Source organism: Stutzerimonas degradans (assembly GCF_024448505.1).
Classification (GTDB): domain Bacteria; phylum Pseudomonadota; class Gammaproteobacteria; order Pseudomonadales; family Pseudomonadaceae; genus Stutzerimonas; species Stutzerimonas degradans.
The window spans coordinates 58,904-82,955 of sequence record NZ_JAMOHV010000008.1 but is presented as its reverse complement, the minus strand read 5'-3'; the positions used below and the strand labels follow the sequence as shown (position 1 = coordinate 82,955).

Annotated in this window: 27 protein-coding genes and 1 pseudogene; 12 read left to right on the top strand and 16 right to left on the bottom strand. The window is 63.8% G+C overall.

All coding sequences use genetic code 11. The features are described 5' to 3' along the window. The first annotated feature begins 124 nt into the window (after positions 1–124). Positions 125–1,495, top strand: a complete 1,371-nt coding sequence (locus tag NAV27_RS12080) for a phosphate ABC transporter substrate-binding/OmpA family protein (protein WP_102828489.1) — start codon at positions 125–127, stop codon at positions 1,493–1,495. A gap of 56 nt (positions 1,496–1,551) precedes the next feature. Here the strand turns inward: NAV27_RS12080 and NAV27_RS12075 are convergent, their stop codons facing one another. Continuing rightward, positions 1,552–2,778: an acyl-CoA dehydrogenase gene (locus NAV27_RS12075; RefSeq protein ID WP_102828490.1), complete on the bottom strand. Its 1,227-nt coding sequence runs from the start codon at positions 2,776–2,778 to the stop codon at positions 1,552–1,554. A 146-nt stretch (positions 2,779–2,924) separates the two neighbouring features. Between NAV27_RS12075 and NAV27_RS12070 the strand changes: the two genes are divergently transcribed. Next, positions 2,925–3,842, top strand: coding sequence for a LysR family transcriptional regulator (locus NAV27_RS12070; protein ID WP_043298575.1), 918 nt, complete (start codon positions 2,925–2,927; stop codon positions 3,840–3,842). 19 nt (positions 3,843–3,861) lie between these two features. Here NAV27_RS12070 and NAV27_RS12065 read toward each other — a convergent pair. Continuing rightward, positions 3,862–4,338 (bottom strand): annotated as a pseudogene (locus tag NAV27_RS12065) (gluconokinase); the annotation flags it as partial. A 186-nt stretch (positions 4,339–4,524) separates the two neighbouring features. Between NAV27_RS12065 and NAV27_RS12060 the strand changes: the two are divergent. After that, a complete protein-coding gene (locus NAV27_RS12060; protein WP_003289747.1) occupies positions 4,525–4,803 on the top strand; it encodes a peptidylprolyl isomerase in 279 nt (92 codons plus the stop codon). A 1-nt stretch (position 4,804) separates the two neighbouring features. On the opposite strand, the gene zapE is transcribed toward NAV27_RS12060, so the two are convergent. Both zapE and NAV27_RS12050 read right to left on the bottom strand, forming a co-directional pair. Beyond that, positions 4,805–5,902 (bottom strand): cell division protein ZapE, encoded by a 1,098-nt coding sequence (gene zapE / locus NAV27_RS12055; protein ID WP_102828492.1) that lies wholly within the window; start codon positions 5,900–5,902, stop codon positions 4,805–4,807. 91 nt (positions 5,903–5,993) lie between these two features. Beyond that, positions 5,994–6,749 (bottom strand): sulfite exporter TauE/SafE family protein, encoded by a 756-nt coding sequence (locus NAV27_RS12050; RefSeq protein WP_102828493.1) that lies wholly within the window; start codon positions 6,747–6,749, stop codon positions 5,994–5,996. A gap of 105 nt (positions 6,750–6,854) precedes the next feature. On the opposite strand from NAV27_RS12050, the gene NAV27_RS12045 reads away from it, so the two are divergent. Continuing rightward, positions 6,855–7,811, top strand: a complete 957-nt coding sequence (locus NAV27_RS12045) for a LysR family transcriptional regulator (RefSeq protein WP_102828494.1) — start codon at positions 6,855–6,857, stop codon at positions 7,809–7,811. Positions 7,812–7,827: 16 nt separating this feature from the next. Here NAV27_RS12045 and NAV27_RS12040 read toward each other — a convergent pair whose 3' ends face one another. Further along, positions 7,828–8,169 (bottom strand): ribonuclease E inhibitor RraB, encoded by a 342-nt coding sequence (locus tag NAV27_RS12040; protein WP_008567138.1) that lies wholly within the window; start codon positions 8,167–8,169, stop codon positions 7,828–7,830. 164 nt (positions 8,170–8,333) lie between these two features. Then, positions 8,334–9,182 carry a polyamine aminopropyltransferase gene (gene speE, locus NAV27_RS12035; RefSeq protein WP_102828495.1) on the bottom strand — a complete coding sequence of 283 codons (849 nt, stop codon included), beginning with the start codon at positions 9,180–9,182 and terminating at the stop codon, positions 8,334–8,336. 241 nt (positions 9,183–9,423) lie between these two features. Between speE and NAV27_RS12030 the strand changes: the two genes are divergently transcribed. Continuing rightward, the gene (locus NAV27_RS12030; RefSeq protein ID WP_102828496.1) at positions 9,424–10,329 is read left to right on the top strand and encodes a DNA-3-methyladenine glycosylase family protein; all 906 of its coding nucleotides are present in this window, start codon (positions 9,424–9,426) and stop codon (positions 10,327–10,329) included. On the opposite strand, the gene NAV27_RS12025 is transcribed toward NAV27_RS12030, so the two are convergent. From NAV27_RS12025 to aroC, 6 genes are all read right to left on the bottom strand, one after another. After that, positions 10,326–10,517 carry a PLDc N-terminal domain-containing protein gene (locus NAV27_RS12025; RefSeq protein WP_054094791.1) on the bottom strand — a complete coding sequence of 64 codons (192 nt, stop codon included), beginning with the start codon at positions 10,515–10,517 and terminating at the stop codon, positions 10,326–10,328. The genes NAV27_RS12030 and NAV27_RS12025 overlap by 4 nt on opposite strands. A 7-nt stretch (positions 10,518–10,524) precedes the next feature. Beyond that, entirely contained in the window at positions 10,525–10,728 is a 204-nt protein-coding gene (locus NAV27_RS12020) for a PLD nuclease N-terminal domain-containing protein (RefSeq protein WP_043298557.1), read from the bottom strand. A 129-nt stretch (positions 10,729–10,857) separates the two neighbouring features. Further along, positions 10,858–11,166: a hexameric tyrosine-coordinated heme protein gene (locus NAV27_RS12015; protein ID WP_232249119.1), complete on the bottom strand. Its 309-nt coding sequence runs from the start codon at positions 11,164–11,166 to the stop codon at positions 10,858–10,860. A gap of 161 nt (positions 11,167–11,327) precedes the next feature. Next, positions 11,328–11,873 (bottom strand): 1,2-dihydroxy-3-keto-5-methylthiopentene dioxygenase, encoded by a 546-nt coding sequence (locus tag NAV27_RS12010; protein WP_043298555.1) that lies wholly within the window; start codon positions 11,871–11,873, stop codon positions 11,328–11,330. A gap of 61 nt (positions 11,874–11,934) precedes the next feature. Continuing rightward, entirely contained in the window at positions 11,935–13,083 is a 1,149-nt protein-coding gene (locus NAV27_RS12005; protein WP_102828497.1) for an MFS transporter, read from the bottom strand. A 68-nt stretch (positions 13,084–13,151) separates the two neighbouring features. Next, positions 13,152–14,243, bottom strand: a complete 1,092-nt coding sequence (gene aroC / locus NAV27_RS12000; RefSeq protein WP_054094793.1) for a chorismate synthase — start codon at positions 14,241–14,243, stop codon at positions 13,152–13,154. Between the two features lie 158 nt (positions 14,244–14,401). Here aroC and NAV27_RS11995 point away from each other — a divergent pair, with 158 nt between their 5' ends. Next, positions 14,402–15,385: an alpha/beta hydrolase gene (locus tag NAV27_RS11995; RefSeq protein ID WP_102828668.1), complete on the top strand. Its 984-nt coding sequence runs from the start codon at positions 14,402–14,404 to the stop codon at positions 15,383–15,385. A 55-nt stretch (positions 15,386–15,440) separates the two neighbouring features. Further along, positions 15,441–16,202 carry a hypothetical protein gene (locus NAV27_RS11990; RefSeq protein WP_102828498.1) on the top strand — a complete coding sequence of 254 codons (762 nt, stop codon included), beginning with the start codon at positions 15,441–15,443 and terminating at the stop codon, positions 16,200–16,202. Here the strand turns inward: NAV27_RS11990 and prmB are convergent, their stop codons facing one another. Then, positions 16,203–17,126, bottom strand: coding sequence for a 50S ribosomal protein L3 N(5)-glutamine methyltransferase (gene prmB / locus NAV27_RS11985; RefSeq protein WP_102828499.1), 924 nt, complete (start codon positions 17,124–17,126; stop codon positions 16,203–16,205). Positions 17,127–17,411: 285 nt separating this feature from the next. Here prmB and NAV27_RS11980 point away from each other — a divergent pair, with 285 nt between their 5' ends. The 4 genes from NAV27_RS11980 to folE all read left to right on the top strand — a co-directional run bounded on the left by NAV27_RS11980 (position 17,412) and on the right by folE (position 19,710). Then, entirely contained in the window at positions 17,412–18,008 is a 597-nt protein-coding gene (locus NAV27_RS11980; RefSeq protein WP_008567125.1) for a cysteine hydrolase family protein, read from the top strand. An 85-nt stretch (positions 18,009–18,093) separates the two neighbouring features. Next, positions 18,094–18,411 carry a hypothetical protein gene (locus tag NAV27_RS11975; protein WP_102828500.1) on the top strand — a complete coding sequence of 106 codons (318 nt, stop codon included), beginning with the start codon at positions 18,094–18,096 and terminating at the stop codon, positions 18,409–18,411. Between the two features lie 79 nt (positions 18,412–18,490). Beyond that, the gene (locus NAV27_RS11970) at positions 18,491–19,051 is read left to right on the top strand and encodes a Smr/MutS family protein (RefSeq protein ID WP_102828501.1); all 561 of its coding nucleotides are present in this window, start codon (positions 18,491–18,493) and stop codon (positions 19,049–19,051) included. A 113-nt stretch (positions 19,052–19,164) separates the two neighbouring features. Continuing rightward, the gene (folE, locus tag NAV27_RS11965) at positions 19,165–19,710 is read left to right on the top strand and encodes a GTP cyclohydrolase I FolE (RefSeq protein ID WP_008567122.1); all 546 of its coding nucleotides are present in this window, start codon (positions 19,165–19,167) and stop codon (positions 19,708–19,710) included. A gap of 78 nt (positions 19,711–19,788) precedes the next feature. On the opposite strand, the gene NAV27_RS11960 is transcribed toward folE, so the two are convergent. Together NAV27_RS11960 and NAV27_RS11955 are read right to left on the bottom strand one after the other, a co-directional pair. Continuing rightward, positions 19,789–20,391, bottom strand: a complete 603-nt coding sequence (locus NAV27_RS11960; RefSeq protein ID WP_102828502.1) for a glutathione S-transferase family protein — start codon at positions 20,389–20,391, stop codon at positions 19,789–19,791. Between the two features lie 33 nt (positions 20,392–20,424). Continuing rightward, the gene (locus NAV27_RS11955; RefSeq protein ID WP_102828503.1) at positions 20,425–21,591 is read right to left on the bottom strand and encodes an aminotransferase-like domain-containing protein; all 1,167 of its coding nucleotides are present in this window, start codon (positions 21,589–21,591) and stop codon (positions 20,425–20,427) included. Between the two features lie 80 nt (positions 21,592–21,671). On the opposite strand from NAV27_RS11955, the gene NAV27_RS11950 reads away from it, so the two are divergent. Continuing rightward, positions 21,672–22,118, top strand: a complete 447-nt coding sequence (locus tag NAV27_RS11950; protein WP_102828504.1) for a MarR family winged helix-turn-helix transcriptional regulator — start codon at positions 21,672–21,674, stop codon at positions 22,116–22,118. Positions 22,119–22,197: 79 nt separating this feature from the next. On the opposite strand, the gene rpsA is transcribed toward NAV27_RS11950, so the two are convergent. Continuing rightward, positions 22,198–23,880, bottom strand: coding sequence for a 30S ribosomal protein S1 (gene rpsA, locus NAV27_RS11945; protein ID WP_003289660.1), 1,683 nt, complete (start codon positions 23,878–23,880; stop codon positions 22,198–22,200). Positions 23,881–24,052 lie beyond the last annotated feature (172 nt).

Genomic DNA, 24,052 nt, shown 5'->3' with positions numbered 1-24,052 from the left:
CGGCGTCAAGCCTCTGACCGCGCAACTGCCACATGGCTCACAGCCCGCCTCGTAGAGCGCCCGCTGTCATATTTCAGTCATCCAACTGACTTAATCTCGCGGCCTTCACAGGGGAGGTAGCGAGATGACATCACGGGTGGTGCTGGGCGGGTTATGCAGACGGGCGTTGTCACTGCTTGTGCTCGGTCTCGGTTGCAGCGTTTCGTTGCACGCCGTCGGCGAACTGCCGGTGGCGGACGACGGCAGCCCAGTGCTGCGGATTCACGGCTCCAACACCGTGGGCGCCAAGCTCGCGCCGATGCTGATCGCCGGCCTGTTCGAGGCCCAGGGCCTGAAAGATGTGCGCATCGAGCCGACCGAGGTGGAGAACGAACAGCGCATCGTCGCCAGCACTTCGGCGGGCAAACCCGTGCAGGCGACGGTGGCGGCACATGGCACGGGCACCGGCTTCGCCGGCCTCAAAGACGGTAGCGGCGATCTGGCGGCGGCCTCGCGGCCGATCAAGAGCAGCGAGCGCGACGCGCTTGCCGCCCTCGGCGACATGCGCAGCGCCCAGGCCGAACAGGTCATCGCGATCGACGGCCTGGCCATCGTGGTGCACCCGGACAATCCCGTGCAGTCCTTGAACACCGCGCAGCTGGCCGGCCTGTTCGCCGGCGAGATCGCCAACTGGCGCGAGCTGGGCGGGCCAGATCTGACAGTGCAACTGCATGCCCGCGACAGCCGCTCCGGCACCTGGGACACCTTCAACGAACTGGTCCTGGCGCGCCAGGGCAAGACCCTCGCCGAACGTGCCCGGCGCTACGAATCCAACGACGATCTGGCCCGCGCCGTGAGCATGAACCCCGGCGCAATCGGCTTTACCGGCCTCGCCTCGCTGGGCAAGGCCAAGGCACTGGCGATTGCCGACGGCCAGTCGCAGCCGATGCCGCCGCACAGTGCACTGGTCGCGACCGAGGACTATCCGCTGTCGCGTCGTTTGTTTCTGTATGCCCGCCCCAGTGACCAGACGCCCTGGACGCAGGCCTACATCGAGTTCATCCACAGCATCGCCGGCCAGCGCATCGTCGAGCAATCCGGCTACGTCGCGCAGCATGTCGAGGCGGTCAAGCAGGAGCCGCAGGCCGACATGCCGGCCTTCTACCAGCAGCTGGCCAACGAGGCGCACCGGCTGACCGTGAATTTCCGCTTCGAGGAAGGCAGCGCGCAGCTGGACAACAAGGCGCAGCGCGATCTCGCACGCGTGGCCAACTACCTGCGCAGCCACGGCAAGCTCACCCACAGCGCGGTGCTGGTCGGTTTCGGCGATGAACAGAGCGATCCGGCGCGCGCCGCCCTGCTGTCCAAACTGCGCGCCATGACGGTGCGTCGGGAACTGAATCGCTTCGATGTTTACTTTAGAGATATCAACGGGATGGGCGCCGAACTTCCCGTGGCTTCTAACGAGGGTAGCGGCCGGGTGAAGAATCGCCGGGTGGAAATCTGGGTCTATTGAACGCGAACGGGCCCGGCACGCTGGTGCAGGGCCCGCTCGACAGGTCGCTTACTCGATCAATGGCCGCGCAGCAGTTCCCGCGGCACGTACTTGCCCAGTTCGTGCTTGCCGATGGAAGCCCGATGCACCTCGTCCGGGCCGTCGGCCAGGCGCAGCGTGCGCTGTCCGGCATACCAGTAGGCCAGCGGGAAATCGTCGGAGACACCGGCGCCGCCGTGCATCTGGATGGCGCGGTCGATCACCTTAAGCGCCACGTTCGGCGCCACCACCTTGATCTGGGCGATTTCGCTCGCGGCGACCTTGTTGCCGACCGTGTCCATCATGTGCGCGGCGTTGAGCGTCAGCAGCCGTGCCATGTTGATCTCGATGCGCGAATCGGCGATGTGATCGAGGTTACCGCCCAGTCGCGCCAGCGGCTTGCCGAACGCCGTGCGCGCCACCGAGCGCTCGCACATCATCTTCAACGCACGTTCGGCGACACCGATCGAGCGCATGCAGTGATGGATGCGTCCCGGCCCGAGGCGGCCCTGGGCGATCTCGAAGCCGCGCCCCTCGCCGAGCAGCACGTTCTCATATGGCACCCGCACGTTCTCCAGCAGCACTTCGGCGTGGCCATGCGGCGCGTCGTCGTAGCCGAACACCGGCAGGTGACGCAGCACGGTGACGCCCGGCGCGTCCATCGGCACCAGAATCATCGAATGCTGCGCGTGCCGCGGCGCTTCCGGGTTGGTCAGACCCATGAAGATCATGATCTTGCAGCGCGGGTCGTTGGCGCCTGAGGTCCACCACTTGCGCCCGTTGATCACCCACTCGTCACCCTCGCGCACTGCGCGGGCCTGCATGTTGGTGGCGTCCGAGGAGGCCACGCCCGGTTCGGTCATGCCGAAGCAGGAGCGGATCTCGCCGGCGAGCAGCGGCTGCAGCCATTGGCGCTTCTGCGCCTCGCTGCCGTAGCGCACCAGCACTTCCATGTTGCCGGTATCCGGCGCGGAGCAGTTGAACGCCTCCGGGCCGAGGCCCGAACTGCCCATGATCTCGGCGAGTGGCGCGTATTCCAGATTGGTCAGCCCGAAGCCCAGCTCCGAATCCGGCAGGAACAGGTTCCACAAGCCTTCCGCCCGTGCCTTGGCCTTGAGTTCCTCGACGATGGCGGTCGGCTGCCAGCGATTACCTTCGGCGACCTGCTGATAGAAGACTTTTTCGGCGGGGTAGACGTGAGCGTCCATGAACGCCTGCACGCGCTCTCTCAGCTCTTGAACCTTCGGGGAGTAGGCGAAATCCATGGGCGACAACCTTCTGGCAGGTAATGTTTTGTAGTTTTGGATGCTAGAGGAGGCCCTGAGATTTATCTAAGCTATTTTCCTCGTGTATAAACATTCATCACCGATATATGATCGGCGAATTCCGATGCACGCCGGAGAGCACAACAATGAACCTGAACAAGGTCGATCTGAATCTGTTCATCGTCTTCGATGCCATCTACACCGAGGCCAATCTGACCCGCGCTGGGCAGATCGTCGGCATCACCCAGCCCGCCGTTTCCAACGCCCTCGCCCGCCTGCGCGAGACCTTCAACGATCCGCTGTTCGTGCGCACCGCGCAGGGCATGGTGCCGACGCCGATGGCGCAGAACATCATCGGCCCGGTGCGCAACGCCTTGCAGTTGTTGCGTGTGTCGGTACAGGAAAGCCGCACCTTCAATCCGGCGCAGGCGAACAAGGTGTTTCGCGTCAGCATGACCGACCTCACCGAGGCCGTGATGTTGCCGCCGCTGTTCCAGCGTCTGCGTCGCCTGGCGCCGAACGTGAAGATCGAGAGCATGCTGGCCAAGCGCCGTGAGACGACCAAGGAACTGGCCGCCGGCCGCCTGGATTTCGCCATGGACGCCCCGCTCAACACCGACCCGCAGGTACGCCACGTGCGTCTGTTGGAGGACCGCTACATCTGCGCAATGCGCCCCGGCCATCCGCTGGCCAAGGACAAGCTGAGCCTGGAGCAGTACCTGGGGCTGTCGCACGTGCATATCTCCAGCCGCCGCAGCGGTCTGGGTCTGGTCGACCTGGCGCTGGGCAAGATGGGCCTGCAGCGCAAGATCGCCCTGCGCTCGCAGCACTACCTGATGGCGACCCAGGTGATCGAACAGACCGACATGGTGGTCACCGTGCCGGAACGTTTCGCCCGCCGCCACAACCTGCATCAGGCCGATCTGCCGGTGGAAATCGCCCCGCTGGAGACCCACATCTACTGGCACGAAAGCACCGATCAGGACCCGGCCAACCGCTGGATGCGCGAACAGATGATCGAGATCGCCCAGCAGATCAGCGCGCGTCAGGACGTGCCGGCCTAGCAGCCAGCATCGAGCCTTCGCCGCGCAGCCAATCGATGATCCGCTGACGTACCTCCTCGGGCGGCTGGCGAGCGTCCACGCTCAGCACGCCGGGTTCGCCGGCGGGCGATTCGAGCGTGGCGAACTGGCTGTCGACCAGGCTGCCCGGCATGAAATGTCCGACCCGAGCGCCAACCCGCTGGCGTGCCGTTTCCGGGTCTACGACCAGATGGACGAAGCGCAGCCCGGGCACCGCATCGCGCAGCACCTGGCGATAGCTGCGCCTGAGCGCCGAGCAGGCCAGCACGAAGCCGCAGCCATCATCGACGGCCCGCCGCATTTCATCGCCCAGTGCCTGCAGCCAGCCGATACGCTGGGCATCGGCCAGCGGCAGGCCGGCGCGCATCTGCGCAAGGTTTTCCGTCGGATGGAAGTCGTCCGCCTCGATATAGCGCACGCCCAGCTCAGCGGCGAGCGCCCGGCTGGTCTGCGTCTTGCCGCAGCCGCTGACGCCCATCACCACCAGGGTCGGTTCGCGAGCGCTCGCCGTCATGTGTTCCCCCTACTGCGCCGGACAGGGTGATGGTGGCGGTATCCGCGGCGCGGGTGAAACTACCGCCCATCGTTCATGCGGCTAACGCACCGGTCGACATCCGCGGCCAGCGCACTACAATCGCCAGCCCGCAACCCGAGGACCCTCGCAATGCCCAAAGCCATGGCGCGCCACATTCTGGTCAAGACCGAAGCGGAAGCTGCGCAGCTGAAGAAGCGTATCGCCAATGGCGAGGCATTCGACGTGCTGGCGCGCAAGTACTCCACCTGCCCGTCCGGCAAGAAAGGCGGCGACCTCGGCGAGGTGCGCCCGGGGCAGATGGTGCGCAGCATCGATCAGGTGATCTTCAAGAAGCCGCTGCGCGAGGTACACGGGCCGGTGAAAAGCCAGTTCGGCTACCACCTGGTGCAGGTGTTCTACCGCGACTGATTCAACCGAAGCGCCGCAACTGCATCTCGCGCAAGCGGCTGAGCGTGCGGCGGAAGGCGAAGGCCAGATAGCCCTCGACGTACAGATCCTCCAGCGCCACCTGCGCCTCGATATACAGCGGCACGCGCCGGTCGTAGCACTCGTCCACCAGCGCGATGAAGCGCCGCACCGCATCGTCATGCGCGGCCAGCCGCGGTAGCTGGCGGTCGCCGGCCTTGACCTGCGTGACCGCGTCCTCGGTGCCGCGGGCGATGCGTCCCTCGCGTTGCACGCCGCCCAGCTGGGGCACACCATCGAGCAGGATCGCCTCGTGGCGATCGCACAGTTCGATGAAATCCAGCGCGGAGAACGGCTGCTCGCACAGTTCGGCGAAACGACACCAGAGCACCCTGTCGCTACGCCGCTTCACCTGCAACAGACGATGGCCGAGTTCCAGCGGCGCGGTGCTGCCCTCGCCTTCGGCCAACCCCGCGAAGGCTTGCTGCAGCGCATCCGGCGCGGCGACCCAGTAACGCTGCAACGCCGCACCGGGACGCAGGCGATGGTCCGTACCGCCATCCACGTCGACGACATGCATGTGGCGCTCGATAGCCTCGATCGCCGGCAGAAAGCGCTCACGGTTGTAGCCATCGGCGTACAGCTGATCCGGCGGCTGGTTGGACGTCGCGACGATGACCACGCCTTCCTCGAACATCACCCGGAACAGTCGCCCGAGAATGATCGCATCGCCGATGTCGCCGACGAACAGCTCGTCGAAGCACAGCACCCGCACCTCGCCGGCCAGCTCGCAGGCCAGCGCCCGCAGCGGATCGGCCGTGCCGTTGAGCTGGAACAGGCGCATATGCACCCAGCGCATGAAGTGATGAAAATGCTGACGCCGCGCCGGTACGCGCAAGCTGGCATGGAACATGTCCATCAGCCATGTCTTGCCGCGCCCTACCGGCCCCCACAGGTAGACACCGCCTGGCACCTCACCCGCGTGCACCTGCTCATGGCAGTGCTGCAGCAGATCGACGGCGCGCAACTGGGCGGCATCACTGACGAAACCCTCGCGGGCGATGGCTTGCCGGTACAGGGCAAGTGGCGACGACTGATCCATGACTACGGACCGCAACCTGAGAAGGCGGCGATGTTACCCCAGCGCCGCAACCGGCGGCAGCCGCGCGGCACAGACGCGGCCGGCGGACACCTCAGGCTTCCAGTGCCAGCAGTACGCCGCTGACCACCAGGAAGCCGCTGAACAGCACGCGCAGCAGACGCTCCGGCAAGGCGTGCGCCAGCCGCACGCCGAGGCTGATGCTGAGCAGACCGCCGACCGCCAGCGGCAACCCGAGCATCCAGTCGACCTGTCCGTGCAGCGCATAGGTTGCCAGCGTGACCCCGGTACTCGGCGCCGCCAGCGACAGCGATAGCCCCTGGGCAACAACCTGACTGGTGCCGAACACGCTGGTCAGCACCGGCGTCGCCAGCACCGCACCACCGACACCGAACAGGCCGCCGAGCGCGCCGGCACCTGCGCCCAGCACACCGAGCCACGGCCAGGGATGACGCAGTTGTCCGCTACCCGGCGCGGTACGGCGAAACGCCCGCAGCAGCGTGTGGGCCGCCAACGCGAAGAGGAAGCCGACGAAGGCCAGGCGCACGCGGCTGGCATCCAGCGATACGGCCAACGCCGCGCCGAAGATGGCGAAGCAGAAGCTCGGCAGCGCCAGCGCCGCCGCGTGGCGGAAATCGATGCGGTTGCGCTGATGGTAACGCCAGATCGCCAGCAGCACGTTCGGCACCACCATCACCAATGCCGTGCCCTGTGCGAGTTGCTGATCCAGGCCGAACAGCACGCCGAGCACCGGGATCGCGATCAGCCCGCCGCCGATGCCGAACAAACCACCGAGCGCACCGAGCGCCAGCCCAAGCAGTACGTTCAAGCCGATATCGAATACAGGCACGGCGTCGCTCCGTCGAAAAACGCAATGGTAAGGCTGTGCGCCTGGCCTCGATACGCACAGCCGCGCACAATGGCTTTGCGCATATCGCAAAACAGAGGATCGCCAATGCAGCCACACTCCTTCGCCGATCAACTGCGTCTGTTCCTCGACGTGCTGGAAGCCGGCAATTTCTCCGCCGCTGCGCGCCTGCACGGTTTGACACCGTCCTCTGTCGCGCGGCGCATCGATGCGCTGGAGCACTCGCTGGGCTGCACGCTGTTCAGCCGCAGCACGCACGGCATCCGCAGCACGCCCGCCGCCCAGGCCTTCGCCGAGCGCGCTCGGCGCATCGTGCGCGAACTGCAACTGGCCCGCGCCGAAGCCAGCGCACTGGACGCTACGCCCGAAGGGCTGATCCGTATCGACGCACCGACGCCGTTCGGCCGTCGCCATCTGGCCCCGGCGCTTGCCGACTTTCTCTGCGCCTATCCCGGTGTGGATGTGCAGTTGCGCCTGATCGACAGCTTCATCGACCTGCATGGCGAGCATCTGGGCAAGGTCGATCTGGTGCTGCGCATCGGCCCACTGGCCGACACCCGTCTGGTGGCCACGCCACTGGCGCCGATGGTGCGCATCGCCTGTGCCAGCCCGGAGTACCTGCAGCGGCGCGGCACGCCCACGCAACCGCACGAGTTGCCCGGCCACGACGGCCTCGACTGGGATGCGCTGGCGCCACCGCATGCCTGGCGTTTCGAGCAGGATGGTGAAGCCAAGCTGTTCCGCCCGCGACGCCTGCGCATGGTCGCCAATAACGCCGAGGCGCTGCTGTCCGGGGTGCTCGCGGGGCTGGGCATCGCCCACTTGCCGACCTGGCTGATCAGCGAATACCTGCTGCGTGGCGAGTTGTTACCGCTGTTCTGCACGCACGGGCTGCCGCGCCCGGAAGCCAGTGGCATCTATGCGCTGCGCCTGACCCGCGAAGCGGACTCGCGCACGCGCCTGCTGCTGGAATTTCTCAAGGAGCGCTTCGGCCCGGTCCCACCGTGGGACCAGGCGCTGCAGAGCGGGTTGCTGCGAAGCTGAACGCCGGCAGGCGTGCTTAGAAACCGCCGCCGCCGAGTTCCTGGGTCACGCCCCAGCCGTCGAGCACACCTCCAAGCGGCTCCACCAGCTCCTCCAGGTCCTGCTCGAAGTTGCCGATGCTGTCGAAGGTGGCGTACATGACCTTGCTGACCTGCAGATTCCAGGTGCCGTCCTCGCGCGGCAGGATCTGCGCATTGATGGATTCGCCGCGAAAGTTGCGCGCGGCCGTGTGGGCACCATCGCGGTCCTCGAAGACCGCATAGAACTCGATGGGATGAACCCGGGTGAAATCGAAGCCGCCTTCTTTCATCTGGCGAAGAACGTTGCTGCTGACATCCTCGTGGAAGGTGGTACTCATGATTCAACCTCCTCTCGATCGATGGACGGAAAACGCTTCGGCAGGTGAGCACGTGGGTCTCACCGCCCTCACCTGATCTGAGTATGGGATGCCGGGGGTGTTCATGCCATGGGCTTTTTTTGCGGCATGAACGGCAGCGCCCGCCGGGCGGCGGGCGCGAGACGTCAGTCGTTGCTTGGCTTGCCGATCGCCTGCAGGACGTACTGCGGCAGCGCGAATGCGCCGACGTGGATGTGCGGATTGTAGTAACGGGTGACGATGCCGCTGCCGGCAAAGCGCTGCGCCAGGGTTTCCAGCGGCAGCTTGCGGCTCTCCACGCTGCAGGCACCCCAGGCGAACGCCAGCGCTCCGCCGATGCAGGTCGGTGCGGCAGCCTGGTAAAAGTGCCAGTCGGCAAACAGGCCCTGCATGCGCTTGGCGGCGGACTGCAGTTCGCCCAGCTGCATGAACGGCACGCCGGTGCGCACCACCAGGATGCCGTCGTCGTTCAGGCAGCGCCGGCTGGCGTGGTAGAACTCCTCCGAAGAGAGGACTTCACCCGCCGTGGATGCGCCAAGAATGACGTCGAAGCGCTGTTCGGTGGTGGCGAGAAACTGCAGGACATCTTCATGCGATATCTGCAGCCGCGGATCATCGAAGGCACCGGCCGAATGATTCGGCAGAAACTCCCGGCACAGCGCCACCACGGCCGGGTCGGTCCCGAGCAGCGTGATGCTTTCGATATCGCGATGACGCGCAACCTCGCGCAGGATGCCACCGTCGTCACCGCCGATGATCAGCACGCGGCGCGCCAGCCCGTGAGCGAAGATCGGCACATGCGCAAGCATTTCGTGGCCAATGAAGTCGTCCGCCTCGGCGGTACGGATGACGCCATCGAGCGCCATCACACGGCCCATGCGGGCATTCTCGAAGATGACCAGGTGTTGTTGCTCGCTGCGTACTTCGTGCAGCAGACGATCCATCTGCAGGCGCTGGCCGTATCCCTCGTAGAGAGTTTCCTGGAATTCGCTCATGGGAGTCCCCTTGGTTGGTCGTCGAGCGTACAGCGCATCGACGGTCCGTGGCGGGTTGGCGTGACGGGCGGCACAGCAGCGCCACCCCCGAAAAGGACCGGAATTCTACGTTGGCCTTTGTGACAGCGGAAACCATCGGGTTCGTAAGCACACTTTGGAACGACAAGCGACGCGCCGCCGGCTAGGGTGGGCAGAGCGACCGTCCCGCCGGGCACGCACCGTCATAGCCAGGAGTATCCGCATGTCCGCACCGCTGTTGTTGCCCTACCTCGCGCCGTGGGACTGGCAGCAGTTCCAGCAGCATTTCGCCCTGCGGCTGTTGCCCGGAGTCGAACATCTCGCGGTGGATCGCTACAGCCGCAGCCTGCGCCTGGGCGGCGTCGAGGGTTGGTTCAGCGTGCGGCCGCTGACCGAACAGCCAGCGCTGGAACTGACCTGCAGCGAGCGGCTGCAGCCATATCGGCGACTGCTCGTCGAAAAGGTGCGCAAGATGTTCGACCTCGATGCCGATCCGCGCGCCATCGCTGAGCATTTCGCTGCCGATCCGCTGCTGGGGCCACGGGTGGCGGCCAATCCCGGACTGCGCCTGCCGGCCGCGTTCGATCCGTTCGAGCAGGCGGTGCGGGCCATCGTCGGCCAGCAGGTGACGGTCAAGGCCGCGGTGACCATCACCCGGCGCCTGCTGGAACGCCTCGACGAGCCGCTGGCAGACGGACCGCCCGGGCTGTCTGTACTGTTTCCTACCCCGCGGGCCATCGCTGAAGACCCGCTGGAGCGCATCGGCATGCCGCTCAAGCGGGTGCAGGCGTTGCGGCGCTTGGCGGCAGCGGTAGCCGAAGGTGCTCTGGGTCTGCATGTGGAGGATGGCGCCGAGGCGCTGGTGCGACGTTTGCGCGAACTGCCCGGCATCGGCCCATGGACGGCCGAATACATCGCGCTACGTGGTTTCGGCGCGGCCGATGCCTTTCCCGCAGGCGATCTCGGCCTGCTCAAGGCCCCGCTGTGGGGCGCCACCGGCATCAGCGCCAAGGCTTTGGCCGCACGCGCCGAAGCGTGGCGGCCGTGGCGCGCCTATGCGGCCGTCCACATCTGGCAGGACTATGCGACCTCACGTACCCCTGAAGCGCGCACGAGCGGCACGCTCTAGAGTCGCACCTTGCCAAAGGGCGCCGCAGCTATCGCCCACATGATCAGCCCGACGACCGGCAGCAGCAGAATGACCAGGCTCCAGACCACCTTGCGTCCGGTTTCGATCGATTGGCGCCAGACGTGGAGGATGGCCAGCAGGTCGACCAGCAGGAGCAGAACGGCCAGCAGCGTATTCCAGTTGTCCATCGCGACCTCAGAGTGCGCGCTGGTCCGGACGGTTGCCGCGCGGCCCCATCAGGCCCCAAAGGACCAGGCCAAGCACGGGCAGGATGACGATCAGAAGCACCCACATCACCTTCTTGCCGCTGCTGGCGTCGCTACGGACCACGCTGACGATCGCCCAGATATCCAGCGCGAGGATGATCAGGCCGAATAGGCCGCCGAAAGCATCGCTCATGGGATGGCTCCTGATTACGGTGACGATGTACTTGAGATGCCGGAAGGGTTCGAGGGTTCAGCGTGCGGAACGGATCGCCAGTGGTGATTCGGGAGGGGTGGATGATCCACATCCACCCGGCGGATTGAATTATTTCCAGTAGTCGTTCGCCGCGGCGATCGTCTGGAAATGCACGGCCACTACATGCGAGGCCTGGATCAGTGCTTCGCCGCTCTCAGCGTACTTGCCGCGCTCGCGAAACAGCACCTCCTTGTTTGGCTGAGTGCTCTTGACGCCCATCCTGGATAGCTTGACGGCCAGCTCGAATCCCTCCTGGGGCGTGGAGGTGATCAGACTCGGCAGCCAGCTCTCAGCCGCCTTGTCCTGCGCGTGGAGCGCAAGTGGCATTCCCAGCGCCAGGACGGCAATTCCAGCGGCAATCTTGGTTTTTATTGTCATACCGTTTCTCTCCATTTTTTTGTCATGGGGCAGATCTGCGCGAAGGCATCATCGCCTCGCTGGCTTCACCAATACGGAGTGAAGTCAGGCATTAGTGGACTGAAACGATCAGGCGCTCAATACCTCTTTAGGCCCTTCCGCTCTATGCTTTTCGGCGGTGGTCAGTCTTCCAGCCGCGGAAAACGGCTGGCGATGTCGTCACCGGTGAACTCGGCGCTCCAGCCTTCGCTGTTGCGGAACAGGCGGATGGCGACCAGATGCGGGTGTTCACCCATATCGAGCCAATGACGAATGCCGGCGGGCACCGTCAACAGGTCGCCCTTTTCGCAAAGCACGGCGTAAACCAGCTCGCCGAAACGCAAGGAGAACAAGCCGCGGCCAGCGACGATGAAGCGCACCTCGTCCTCGGCATGGCGGTGCTCCTCGAGAAAGCGCGCACGCAGCTCATTCTGCTGACGATCATTGCCGGTCACGCGCAGCACGTCGGCGCTGGCGAAGTCACGCTCGGCCTGCAGGCGGTCGATCTGCGGACGGTAGGCCAGCAGCACCTCATCCGGGCCGGCATCCGCGTCGAGCGCCGCGCGGGCATCCAGACGCTCGAGGCGCACTCCGGCCTCGGCCAGGGTCGCGGCGATATCGTCGTGGTGGGTCAACACCTTGAGCGGTTGTTCGGGGCGATTCTGGTGATAGACGCTGAGGACGCTCATGTACGACTCTCCGGGAGGCAGGTGTGGGGATGCGGGGGGACTGCCATTGACGGCATGGTTTTTACGTCGGCTGGTCCCGCATACGTGCGGCAATGATAACGGCTGCGGCCAGCGCCGCCAGGCTGGCGATGGTGAAGGTCCACGCCGGACCGAGGCTGTTCCAGGCATAGCCGGAGTAGAGCGCGCCAAGCGCGCCGCCAACACCGGCGAGAGTGGCGTACAGCGCCTGCCCCTGGCCCTGCTGGCGATGGCCGAAACTGCGCTGGACGAAATGGATCGCCGCGGCATGGAAGCTCCCGAAGGTGGCGGCATGCATTACCTGGGCGATCACCAGTACCAGCAGATGATCGGCCAAGTTGCCCAGCAGCAGCCAGCGCAACGCCGCCAGCAGAAAGCTCGCGGCCAATACCTGGCGCAGGCTGTAGCGCTCGAGCAGCCGCACCATCACCAGAAACAGCAGAATTTCCGCCACCACGCCCAGCGCCCAGAGCAGGCCAATGGTGGTGCGCGTGTAACCGAGCGCCTCCAGGTGGATGCTGAGGAAGGTGTAGTACGGCCCGTGCGACAGCTGCATCAGCCCTACGCAGAGGTAGAACGCCAGCACGCCGGGGCGCCACAGCTGACGCAGGAAACCGCCCTGCCCGGCCGCCTCCGCTTGCTGCACGGGCTCGGCATTGGGCACCCAGAGGCTGCTCGTGACGATGCCGGCCATGATCAGCAGCACCACCGCCGGATAGACGTCCAGCCCCAACCGCTCGAAGGCCAGGCCCAGACCGACCACCGCCAGGATGAAACCGATGCTACCCCACAGGCGGATCTGGCTGTAGCGCGCGGCCTGCCCGTGCAAGTGCGCCAACGTGATGACCTCGAACTGCGGCAGCACCGCATGCCAGAAGAACGCATGCAAGGCCATCACCAACGCCAGCCAGGCGTAGCTCTTGTCGACCAGAATCAACCCGAACGACAACAGCGTGCACAGCGCACCGAGGCGCACGATGCGCAGGCGCTGGCCGGTGACGTCGCCCAGCCACCCCCACAGATTGGGCGCGATGCAGCGCATCAGCATGGGAATCGCCACCAGCTCGCCGATGCGCGCTGGCGAAAACCCCAGGTGCTCGAAATACAGACCGAGAAACGGCGCCGTCGCGCCCAGCAGGGCGAAATAGAACAGATAGAAACCGGAGAGGCGCCAGTAAGGGAGTCTAGCCATGAGTCGCGAGCCTCAAGCGACGGGTGAGTCGAGCTGCAGACCGCCGGCCGCAGCTCGGAACCTGGCGCTTAGAGCTGCCCCAGCACTGGCGTGGTCACCCGCACGTCAGCGTTCTGTGCGCGATGACGCAGCAGGTGATCCAGCAGCACGATGGCCATCATCGCCTCGGCAATCGGCGTTGCGCGGATGCCCACGCACGGATCGTGACGACCTTTGGTGATCACCTCGACCGGGTTGCCGTCGATATCGATCGAACGGCCGGGTGTGGTGATGCTGGATGTCGGCTTGAGCGCCAGATGCGCGACGATCGGCTGGCCGCTGGAGATACCACCGAGGATGCCGCCGGCATGGTTGGACAGGAAGCCTTGCGGGGTCAGTTCGTCGCGGTGCTCGGTGCCGCGCTGAGCGACGCAGGCGAAACCGGCGCCGATCTCCACGCCCTTCACCGCGTTGATGCTCATCAGCGCATGGGCCAGCTCGGCGTCGAGGCGATCGAAGATCGGCTCACCGAGCCCCGGCGGCACGCCCTCGGCGACCACAGTGATCTTCGCGCCGACCGAATCCTGGTCGCGACGCAGCTGGTCCATGTAGGCCTCCAGCTCCGCCACCTTGTCCGGATCGGGACTGAAGAAAGCATTCTCTTCCACCGAATCCCAGGTCTTGAACGGAATCTCGATCGGCCCGAGCTGGCTCATGTAGCCGCGTACGCTGATGCCCATGCCCGCCAGGACCTTCTTGGCGATGGCGCCGGCGGCGACGCGCATGGCTGTCTCGCGCGCCGAGCTGCGGCCGCCGCCACGGTAGTCGCGCAGGCCGTACTTGTGGTGGTAGCTGTAGTCGGCATGGGCCGGGCGGAACAGGTCCTTGATCGCCGAGTAGTCCTTGGACTTTTGGTCGGTGTTGCGAATCAGCAGGCCGATCGGGCAACCGGTGGTTTTACCCTCGAATACGCCGGAGAGAATTTCCACTTCATCGGCTTCCTGGCGCTGGGTGGTGTGCCGGCTGGTGCCGGGCTTGCGGCGGTCGAGATCGCGCTGCAAGTCTTCCAGCGACAGGTCCAGCCCAGGCGGGCAGCCGTCGACGATGGCCACCAGCGCAGGGCCGTGGCTTTCGCCAGCGGTGGTGACGGTGAACAGCTTGCCGTAGGTATTGCCGGACATGCAGGACGCTCCGCGATCGACCTTGAAAACAGGCGCCGGAGTATACCTGAGCCATGCGCGGTTTCACCGCCCCCGATGGGCGCGCATACTGGCGTAACGGTGAACCTTGCGGCAGCGGCCGCATCGAACCGCCTCCGTTTCCGGCGAAGCCCCTTTCCATGCGCATCCTGCTGATCGTACTGCTGATGACCCTGATCACCCCGCTCGTCCAGGCGCGCACCCTGCTCAACCAGACGCTGACATTGGATACCGGCCACGGTGTGCTGCAAGGCAGTCTGATATTGCCGAAAAGCGTGCAACCGGTGCCGGTGGCGCTGCTGATCGCCGGCTCCGGGCCGACCGACCGTGACGGCAACAACCCCGCCGGCCGCAACGACAGCCTCAAGCGACTGGCGCAAGGGCTGGCCAAACAAGGCGTGGCGAGCCTGCGTTATGACAAGCGCGGCGTCGGCGCCAGCCTGTCGGCAGCCCCGCTGGAACGCGACCTCAGCGTAGATGCCTACGTCCGCGACGTGCTGGCCTGGAGCGCTCGCCTGCGCGAGGATCCGCGTCTGGGCAAGCTGATCCTCATCGGCCACAGCGAAGGTGCTCTGATCGCCAGCCTCGCGGCGCCGCAGTCAGACGCCGCGGCGTTGATCAGCATCGCCGGCAGTGGCCGCCCCATCGGCGACGTGCTGCGCGAACAGCTGCAGGGGCGCCTGCCGCCGGCGTTGCTGGCCACCAGCCATTTCCTCATCGATGAACTGGAGGCCGGCCGCAGCCATGCCGATATCCCGGAACCGCTGCAGGTGCTGTTCCGGCCCAGCGTGCAACCCTATCTGATTTCGCTGTTTGCCCAAGACCCGGCCGCCGCTATCGCCGCCGTCGAGGTGCCGACGCTGATCGTCCAGGGCACACACGACATCCAGGTGGGCGCACGTGACGCGCAGGCGCTCAAGCGCGCCAAGCCGGATGCCGAGCTCGCGCTGATCGAGAGCATGAACCACGTGTTGCGTATCGTCCCGGCGACCGGGCACCAGCAACTGGCCTCTTACGATGCGCCGCAACTGCCTATCGCCGATGCGCTATTGCAGGGCATCACGCGTTTTCTGGAGCGAAATGGCATCCTGCCAGTATCCAGTCCGAGCGCTACCGGCCGATAAGTCGGCGACTCAACCGCAAACCGCTTGCGAGTCAGCGCAGCCAAGGAACGCGCCGATGACTGATACCAACGCCCCCGACACCACGCCGCTGCCACAGCATCCGTGGGCCGATCTAGTGCCCGAACGATTCCACCTGCTACGTCTGGCGCCGCTGCCGACCGAGCGCGATGGCGGGCCGCGGCCGCTGCGTTTCGTGGAGCTGGCACGAGTGGAGCGACACAGCGCGGACCAGAGCCTGCTGCGCCTGCACATCAATTTGCCGGGGCAGGTCCTCTCGCGAAAGCGCAACGTGCTGGAAGTCTGGGCGGACCATCGCAGCAAGGAGCTGCGCTTCGGCCCGGACAGCGGACTGAATCTCGAACCCGTCAACCGCGGGTTGGGCCGTTTTCTGCTCGCCCAAGGCATCGCCTGGGCGCAGAAACGCTGGTCGCACTACCTCGTCGAAGGCGGTTCGCTGGCGAACGACTCGGCCAGCGAGGACGCACGGCTGCGCCGCGATCATTGCCTGCGTACCCAGGGCTTCGACGTCGACTACCCGCAGACATCGCCGAAAGCCACCTACGGAGCACCACGCGTGAGTGCACTGCGTGGCGACTGGAATGCCGAAAAGGTGCAGATCATCGAGCTGCTCGACGCGGCGGCGATGCTCGAACAGGCCGATCGCAATCTGCAGGAGCAGGACACGCACATTCGCCAGATGCAGGAACGCATGAGCCGTTTGCGTCGCGAAGACGGCGCGTTGCGCTTCACCATCGTCTGTCTGATCGTCTTCGCGTTGTTCCAGGCCGGTCTGCTGATCTGGATGGCGACGCGCTGATCAGCGCTGCGTCAGGCGCTCGCGGAACAACGCCTGATGCTCCCGACATTGCCGGGCGGCCAGCAGGAATACGCCATGCCCGCCCTTGGCGAACTCCAGCCAGGTGAAATCCACTTCCGGATACAGTTCGGCGACATGCACCTGACTGTTGCCCACTTCGACGATCAGCGTGCCGTGCTCGCTCAAGTGATCGGCCGCTTCAGCCAGCATGCGACGCACCAGATTCAGGCCGTCATCCCCGCAGGCTAGCCCCAGCGCGGGCTCGTGATGGTATTCGGCCGGCATGTCGGCGAAGTCCTCCGCATCGACATACGGCGGATTGGACACGATCAGATCGAAACGCTGCCCCGGCAGGCCATCGAAGCCATCGCTCTGCACCGTATAGACCCGCTCTTCCAGTTCGTGCTGCTCGATATTCTGGTTGGCCACTTCCAGCGCATCGAAAGAGAGATCGGCGAGCACGACCTCGGCTTCAGGAAACTCGTAGGCACAGGCGATGCCGATGCAGCCTGAGCCGGTACATAGGTCGAGAATCCGCGTGGGTTCGTGCGCGAGCCAGGGACGGAAGCGCTGCTCGATCAGCTCGGCGATGGGTGAGCGCGGAATGAGCACACGCTCATCGACGATGAACGGCAAGCCGCAGAACCAGGCCTCGCCGAGCAGATACGCCGCCGGCACGCGCTCCTCGATGCGCCTGCGCAGCAGCGCCTCAAGATGCGCGCATTCATCGTCTTCCAGGCGGCAATCCAGATAGGCATCGGACATAGCCCACGGCAGATGCAGAGCGCCGAGCACCAATTGGCGTGCCTCATCCCAGGCGTTGTCGGTGCCATGACCGAAGAACAGCTGCGCGCGGTGAAACTGGCTGACGGCCCAGCGAACGTAGTCGCGCAGGGTGCGCAGACGTGAGGGCGAAGCGCTCATGACGACATCTCCGGTAAAAGGGCGCGGAGTTTAACAGGGCCCCGCGAGCGGCTGCGAGCGCGTGCTCGATACCCTGCCCGTGAAGTGCCGGCGCGACGCGCACGGCTTTGTAAATACGCACTTTGATTGCACCACTATCGTGCCGCCGCGCAGTACCCTGCCCGCCTCCGGCAAACCATGCTGATCAGCGCCGGGCGGCCCCATCCTGCCCCGCGTGCGGTCAAGATGGTTCACATCGCCGCATTCTGGCGCCACAATCAGCCCCCCATTTAAAAGGAGTCGATAATGACCACGCCACAGACCATGCTTCAACTCAGTGGCCGCAGCTACGCGCCTGCAACATTGGCGAACGCCACTCTGCTGGTCATTGACGCTCAAGAGGAATATCGCACTGGCGTGCTGGCTTTGCCGGCGCTGCCCACCGCGCTGCCGGAAATTACCCGCCTGCTGGCAGCCGCCCGCGAAGCCGGTGCTCCGGTGGTACACGTTCATCATCTGGGCATCACTGGCGGCCTGTTCGATCCGCAGGGCTTTCGCGGTCAGATCATGCCGGAAGCCGCACCACTGCCGGGCGAAGCAGTAGTTGCGAAGCGCCTGCCCAATGCGTTCGCCGGCACCGACCTGCATGACCTGCTGCAGAAGCACGGCCGTCTGGACCTCATCGTATGCGGCTTCATGACCCATTCCAGCATCAGCACCACGGTGCGGGCCGCCAAGGATTATGGCTACCGCTGCACGCTGGTCGATAGCGCATGCGCGACGCGCAATCTGCCGATGGGTGAAGGCAGCGTGGATGCCGATCAGGTCCATCGCATGGAAATGACCATCCTGGCCGACAATTTCGCGGTTTGCGTACCGAACGTCGAGGCCTTGGCCCGCTGAACGCCGCGGCCGGCGGTACCGCCCTGGCGAATGAACCTGACCGGTTGCATGCCGGTCATAGCCTGTTCATCGAGAGGTAACCGCAATGAAGCTTTCCGATGGATTCGATGCCCGCCGCCTGCGCCCGTCCGAACGAAAGAGCTGGGGCCGACGCCTGATCGTCGCGATTGCTGCGCTGCTCGCCGTTGTCGGTGTGCTGCTGCTTGTCGCCGGTGGGGCATCTCTGGCTGGCTATGGCGGCTCGCTCGGCGCCCTGGCAGCCAGAGACGCCGCGCTGACGGCGCTGGTGCTTGGCCTGGTGTTGATCGCAATTGCCATGCTTCTCTGGCGCTGGTGCCGAAGCCGGCTCCGTCGTTCAAGCGAGTTGAGTCTTTCTCCCGGCCTGATGAAAAGACGCGACTAACCTCGAGGCGGCCCGTTCCAGGCCAGGCCGACCCCTTGGCCCGCAACCTGGGATAAACTGACGCGCTGCCGGAGGTCCCATGCAAGAAGACGACGATTTTTCCCTGTTCAAGTCCGCCGTGAAGGGCGTCAAACCGATCACCCATGCGCGCGCCGAAACCGGCAAGCCGCGCGACAATCGCGAGCAGATCGCCAAACGCCGCGCCAACGCGCAGGTCAGCGTCGAACAAGTCCGCATCGACGGCCTATCCGATCAGTTCGTCATCGACGTGGGCGCCGAAGATGAACTCTACTGGGCTCGCCCGGGTGTGCAGGATGCGCAGATGCGCAAACTGAAGGCGGGACAGATTCCGTTCGAGGGCAGCCTCGATCTGCATGGTCTTTCAGTTGAACGTGCCCGCGAGCAGCTCTGGGATTTCATCGCCGAAGCCAGCAAATACGAAATCCGCTGTGTTCGCGTCACTCACGGCAAGGCGGCGCGTCTTGATGGCAAGCGCCCGCTGATCAAGAGCCACGTCAACACCTGGTTACGCCAGCACCCCCAGGTGCTCGGCTTCGCTTCCTGCACGCCTCGCCACGGTGGTGCCGGCGCGGTCTACGTCATGCTCAAGCGCACGATGCTGGAAGGCCGGGACGAATAGCGCCATTGCCACAGAGTAATGGCCGATTCGTAACCTGCTTGGCACTTGCCAGCCGAACGACTGCCGCCTACCCTTTCGCGTTTGCGCTCCCATGCAGCCTGACAGGTAGTTCAATGTCCCTGGAACAACAGTACACCGAGATTCTCGCCCAACTTGGCGAGGACGTTACCCGCGAAGGCTTGCTCGACACGCCCAAGCGTGCCGCCAAAGCCATGCAGTATCTGTGCAAGGGCTACCAGCAAACCCTCGAGGAAGTCACCAACGACGCGCTGTTCAGCTCCGACAATAGCGAAATGGTGCTGGTGAAGAACATCGAACTGTATTCGCTATGCGAGCACCACATGCTGCCCTTCATCGGCAAGGCTCACGTCGCCTACCTGCCTAACGGCAAGGTGCTGGGGCTTTCGAAGGTAGCTCGGATCGTCGACATGTATGCGCGACGCCTGCAGATTCAGGAAAACCTGACCCGCCAAATCGCCGAAGCCGTGCAGCAGGTCACCAATGCCGCGGGCGTAGCGGTGGTCATTGAGGCGCAGCACATGTGCATGATGATGCGTGGTGTGGAGAAGCAGAATTCGTCGATGGTCACTTCGGTGATGCTCGGACAGTTCCGCAACAACGCTGCAACCCGCGCCGAGTTCCTCGGCCTGGTCAAGTAAGTCCCTGCTTCAGCAGAGCATCGGCAGCCCGCTCAGGGCTGCCTGCTCACCACCCATCCAATTCGGCTCAGGTATCGATCAGTCGAACATCCCCACATGCCGGGGATGGCTGGCAACGCGCTGCAGCCAGGCACGAATCGCCGGATAGCCTGAAAGATCGAAGCCTCCCTCCTCCGCCACGTGTGTGTAGGCATAGAGCGCGACATCCGCAATCGAATAACGATCGCCGACCAGGTACGGGGTACGCAGCAATTGCTGCTCCATCACATTGAGCGCGTGGTAGCCGTCCAGCTGCTTGGCTTCGTACTCTTCGCGGCGCTCCTCCGGCATGCCGAGATACACCTTGATGTAACGGGCCACGGCGAGGAAGGGCTCATGGCTGTATTGCTCGAAAAACTGCCACTGCAACACCTGAGTGCGCAACCGCGGATCGCTGGGCAGGAATTCACTGCCTTCCGCCAGATAATTCAGGATCGCATTGGACTCCCACAAGCATGAGCCATCTTCCAGCTCGAGCACGGGAATCTTGCCGTTCGGGTTCTTCTTCAGAAACTCCTCAGAGCGCGTCTCCCCGCGCAGGATGTTGACCGGCACCCACTCGTACGGCTGATCGAGCAGATGCAGCATTAGCTTGATCTTGTAGCAGTTGCCGGAACGGTAATCGCCATAAACCTTGTACATGCTCGCATCCCCTAAAATCACCACGGCGACCTTTCAAGCCGCCTCGACAGCCAACGCGTCGCGAATTACCCCGGCCAGGCGGCGCAGACCTTCTCCGAGCCGCTCCGGCGCAACATGACTGAAATTCAGCCGCAGATAACCCGGGTGCCGATCCGGCTCACTGAAGAACGGTTCGCCCGGCATGAAAACCACATCCTGCTCCAGCGCGGGTTTAAGCAACGTGCGGGTGTCCAGCGGTTGCCTGAGAGCCAGCCAGAAGAACAGACCACCCTGCGGCGTTTCCCAAGTTGCGAGGTCGGAGAAGTATTCGACAAGCGCGGCCTGCATGGCATCTCGGCGCAGACGGTAGAAGTCGCGCAGCTCGGCCAGGTGTTCGTTGTAGCGTTGGCTTCCCAGCCATTGCAAAGCCTGCCACTGGCCAATGCGATTGGTGTGCAGGTCCGCCGACTGCTTCAATCGCAACAGGTAGGGAAACAGGTCCGGACTGGCTATCAGATAACCAACGCGCAAGCCTGGCAGCAGCGTCTTCGACACTGTACCCGTATAGATCCAGCTGGCACTGCGCAAACGGCTGACGATCGGGGTGGCGCTACCCTGGTCGAACACCAGCTCGCGATATGGCTCATCCTCGATCAGCGTTACACCGAACTCGTCGAGCAGAGCAGCCACGGCCTCCCGCTTGGCCTCGCTATAACGCACCGCGGATGGGTTCTGAAAGGTCGGAATCAGGTAAGCGAAAGCCGGCTTGTGCTGCTCCAACCGCTGTCGCAAGACGCCCAACTCAGGACCATCGGCCTCCTGCGGCACCTCCAGACAGTGCGCGCCGAACAGCTGGAAAGCCTGCAGCGCGGCAAGGTAGGTCGGCGCTTCGACCAGCACCTCGGTGCCGGGATCGATGAACAGTTTCGATGCCAGGTCCAAGGTCTGCTGAGAACCGCTGACGATCAACACCTGGCTCCCTTCGCATTGAATGCCCAGCTCACGCGCCTGTGCCGCGATCAGCTCGCGCAGCATGGGCTCGCCTTCGCTCATGCCGTACTGCCCCATGCTGGTCGGCATCTGCGCCCAGTCGACTTTCGGCAGCATCGGTTCGGCCGGAAGACCGCCGGCGAACGACATGACTTCCGGTCGTTGCGCAGCAGCAAGAATTTCGCGGATGAGAGAGCTTTTCAGGCGGTCGATACGTTCGGAGAAGGCCATTGGGGCACCAGATGCGAAGGCAAGCAAAATGAGTCAAACTTCTTGACCAAAACTACTCTCGTCAGAATAAATACGTCAATATGACTGACCTAAAAAAAAGCAACACCCAGCGACGAATCATGGAAACCTTCTTTCTTGGTTACCAGGCCTTCACCGCCAAACCTGACACGATCCTCGCTCGCCGCGGTCTTTCACGCGTGCACCATCGCATTCTCTTCTTCATCGGCAGCTACCCAGGACTCAGCGTGAAGGAACTGCTCGGCTATCTGGGCGTAAGCAAGCAGGCGCTCAATACGCCCTTGCGCCAGTTGGTCGAAATGCATCTGGTGGAAAGCCTTACTGCCGAGGACGACAAGCGCAAGCGCATGCTGCGCTTCACCGACGAGGGCGCAAAACTGGAACAGCAGTTGCGGCGCGAACAGGTTCGCTTGCTGGAGAAGGTGTTCGGCGAAATCGGCGCTGAAGCCGTGGAGAATTGGCTGCAAGTCAATCACGCGCTGGCAGCTCGCGCACACAAGACGCACTGACCCACCAGTCACTAGATGGCGAAATCACAGCCACAAAAAAGGGCGACCGAGGTCGCCCTTTTTAACGAAAAGCCTGAACTTAGTTCTGGTTTTCCATCTGAGCACGGATCAGATCACCAATGGTGGTCGGGCCGGTGCTTTCAACTTCCTGCTTGGTGCGCAGCTCTTTCATCGCATCCTTTTCGTCTTCGACGTCTTTGGACTTGATGGACAGGCTGATCACGCGGGACTTGCGGTCGATGCTGATGATCTTGGCTTCGACTTCGTCGCCTTCCTTCAGTACGTTGCGCGCATCTTCGACGCGATCACGGCTGATTTCGGACGCTTTCAGGGTCGCTTCGATGTCGTTGCCCAGATCGATGATGGCGCCTTTGGCGTCAACTTCTTTCACAGTGCCACGAACGATGCTGCCCTTGTCGTTGACGGCGGCGTAGTTGGAGAACGGATCGTCTTCCAGCTGCTTGATGCCCAGGGAGATGCGCTCGCGCTCCGGATCGACCGACAGAATGACGGTATCCAGCTCGTCGCCCTTCTTGAAGCGACGCACGGCTTCTTCACCGGCTTCGTTCCAGGAAATGTCGGACAGGTGAACCAGACCGTCGATGCCGCCGTCCAGACCGATGAAGATACCGAAATCGGTGATCGACTTGATGGTGCCGGAGATGCGGTCGCCCTTGTTGAACTGGCTGGAGAAGTCTTCCCAGGGGTTGGACTTGCACTGCTTGATGCCCAGGGAAATACGACGACGCTCTTCGTCGATGTCCAGAACCATGACTTCCACTTCGTCGCCGACCTGTACGACCTTCGACGGATGGATGTTCTTGTTGGTCCAGTCCATTTCGGAGACGTGCACCAGACCCTCGACGCCTTCTTCCAGCTCGGCGAAGCAACCGTAGTCGGTCAGGTTGGTGACGCGAGCCATTACGCGGGTGTTTTCCGGGTAACGGGCTTTGATGGCAACCCAAGGATCTTCGCCCAGCTGCTTCAGACCCAGCGATACGCGGTTGCGCTCGCGGTCGAACTTCAGTACCTTGACATCGATCTCGTCGCCAACATTGACGATCTCGGACGGATGCTTGATGCGCTTCCAGGCCATGTCGGTGATGTGCAACAGACCATCGACGCCGCCCAGGTCAACGAACGCACCGTAGTCGGTGAGGTTCTTGACGATACCCTTGACCTGCTGGCCTTCCTGCAGGGATTCCAGCAGAGCTTCGCGCTCGGCGCTGTTCTCGGCTTCCAGGACGCTGCGGCGGGAAACGACAACGTTGTTGCGCTTCTGGTCGAGCTTGATGACCTTGAATTCCAGCTCTTTGCCTTCCAGGTGAGCGGTATCGCGCACCGGACGGACATCGACCAGCGAACCCGGCAGGAACGCACGGATGCCGTTGACGTCGACGGTGAAGCCACCTTTGACCTTGCCGTTGATGACGCCCTTGACCACTTCTTCTGCAGCGAAAGCCGCTTCCAGAACAATCCAGGATTCCGCGCGCTTGGCCTTTTCACGGGACAGCTTGGTTTCGCCAAAGCCATCTTCCACCGCGTCCAGAGCAACGTGGACCTCGTCACCCACCTTGATGGTCAGCTCGCCCTGTTCGTTATAGAACTGCTCGACCGGGATGACGCCCTCGGATTTCAGACCGGCATGGACAGTGACCCAGTCACCATCGATGTCGACCACCAGACCGGTGATGATGGCACCCGGCTGCATGTCGAGGGATTTCAGGCTTTCTTCAAAAAGTTCTGCGAAGCTTTCGCTCATGTTGATTCCTGCTGTTTTCGGACGAGGATCCGCCCAATCTCCACATCCCAGACGATATGGGTTCATTCATATAAAAAAAGGCCTGTGGGACTGGGTCTGGTCTCCCACATGCCTCCTTGTTAACAGCCGGTGCGGCAATCACTCGTCTCGCCGGTCTGTCTGGCCGCCTTTC

What these genes read in the sequence shown, in the direction of transcription:
- NAV27_RS11975 (WP_102828500.1), top strand. Translation starts at nt 18,094, where the DNA reads ATGAAGCTTTCCGATGGATTCGATGCCCGCCGCCTGCGCCCGTCCGAA.
- NAV27_RS11980 (WP_008567125.1), top strand. Translation starts at nt 17,412, where the DNA reads ATGACCACGCCACAGACCATGCTTCAACTCAGTGGCCGCAGCTACGCG.
- NAV27_RS12025 (WP_054094791.1), bottom strand. Translation starts at nt 10,517, where the DNA reads ATGGACAACTGGAATACGCTGCTGGCCGTTCTGCTCCTGCTGGTCGAC.
- NAV27_RS11955 (WP_102828503.1), bottom strand. Translation starts at nt 21,591, where the DNA reads ATGGCCTTCTCCGAACGTATCGACCGCCTGAAAAGCTCTCTCATCCGC.
- folE (WP_008567122.1), top strand. Translation starts at nt 19,165, where the DNA reads ATGTCCCTGGAACAACAGTACACCGAGATTCTCGCCCAACTTGGCGAG.
- NAV27_RS12045 (WP_102828494.1), top strand. Translation starts at nt 6,855, where the DNA reads ATGCAGCCACACTCCTTCGCCGATCAACTGCGTCTGTTCCTCGACGTG.
- zapE (WP_102828492.1), bottom strand. Translation starts at nt 5,902, where the DNA reads ATGGATCAGTCGTCGCCACTTGCCCTGTACCGGCAAGCCATCGCCCGC.
- NAV27_RS11970 (WP_102828501.1), top strand. Translation starts at nt 18,491, where the DNA reads ATGCAAGAAGACGACGATTTTTCCCTGTTCAAGTCCGCCGTGAAGGGC.
- NAV27_RS12010 (WP_043298555.1), bottom strand. Translation starts at nt 11,873, where the DNA reads ATGAGCGTCCTCAGCGTCTATCACCAGAATCGCCCCGAACAACCGCTC.
- NAV27_RS11990 (WP_102828498.1), top strand. Translation starts at nt 15,441, where the DNA reads ATGACTGATACCAACGCCCCCGACACCACGCCGCTGCCACAGCATCCG.
- aroC (WP_054094793.1), bottom strand. Translation starts at nt 14,243, where the DNA reads ATGTCCGGCAATACCTACGGCAAGCTGTTCACCGTCACCACCGCTGGC.
- prmB (WP_102828499.1), bottom strand. Translation starts at nt 17,126, where the DNA reads ATGAGCGCTTCGCCCTCACGTCTGCGCACCCTGCGCGACTACGTTCGC.
- NAV27_RS11950 (WP_102828504.1), top strand. Translation starts at nt 21,672, where the DNA reads ATGACTGACCTAAAAAAAAGCAACACCCAGCGACGAATCATGGAAACC.
- NAV27_RS12015 (WP_232249119.1), bottom strand. Translation starts at nt 11,166, where the DNA reads ATGACAATAAAAACCAAGATTGCCGCTGGAATTGCCGTCCTGGCGCTG.
- NAV27_RS11995 (WP_102828668.1), top strand. Translation starts at nt 14,402, where the DNA reads ATGCGCATCCTGCTGATCGTACTGCTGATGACCCTGATCACCCCGCTC.
- NAV27_RS11960 (WP_102828502.1), bottom strand. Translation starts at nt 20,391, where the DNA reads ATGTACAAGGTTTATGGCGATTACCGTTCCGGCAACTGCTACAAGATC.
- NAV27_RS12075 (WP_102828490.1), bottom strand. Translation starts at nt 2,778, where the DNA reads ATGGATTTCGCCTACTCCCCGAAGGTTCAAGAGCTGAGAGAGCGCGTG.
- NAV27_RS12080 (WP_102828489.1), top strand. Translation starts at nt 125, where the DNA reads ATGACATCACGGGTGGTGCTGGGCGGGTTATGCAGACGGGCGTTGTCA.
- NAV27_RS12060 (WP_003289747.1), top strand. Translation starts at nt 4,525, where the DNA reads ATGCCCAAAGCCATGGCGCGCCACATTCTGGTCAAGACCGAAGCGGAA.
- NAV27_RS12030 (WP_102828496.1), top strand. Translation starts at nt 9,424, where the DNA reads ATGTCCGCACCGCTGTTGTTGCCCTACCTCGCGCCGTGGGACTGGCAG.
- rpsA (WP_003289660.1), bottom strand. Translation starts at nt 23,880, where the DNA reads ATGAGCGAAAGCTTCGCAGAACTTTTTGAAGAAAGCCTGAAATCCCTC.
- NAV27_RS12020 (WP_043298557.1), bottom strand. Translation starts at nt 10,728, where the DNA reads ATGAGCGATGCTTTCGGCGGCCTATTCGGCCTGATCATCCTCGCGCTG.
- NAV27_RS12005 (WP_102828497.1), bottom strand. Translation starts at nt 13,083, where the DNA reads ATGGCTAGACTCCCTTACTGGCGCCTCTCCGGTTTCTATCTGTTCTAT.
- speE (WP_102828495.1), bottom strand. Translation starts at nt 9,182, where the DNA reads ATGAGCGAATTCCAGGAAACTCTCTACGAGGGATACGGCCAGCGCCTG.
- NAV27_RS12040 (WP_008567138.1), bottom strand. Translation starts at nt 8,169, where the DNA reads ATGAGTACCACCTTCCACGAGGATGTCAGCAGCAACGTTCTTCGCCAG.
- NAV27_RS12070 (WP_043298575.1), top strand. Translation starts at nt 2,925, where the DNA reads ATGAACCTGAACAAGGTCGATCTGAATCTGTTCATCGTCTTCGATGCC.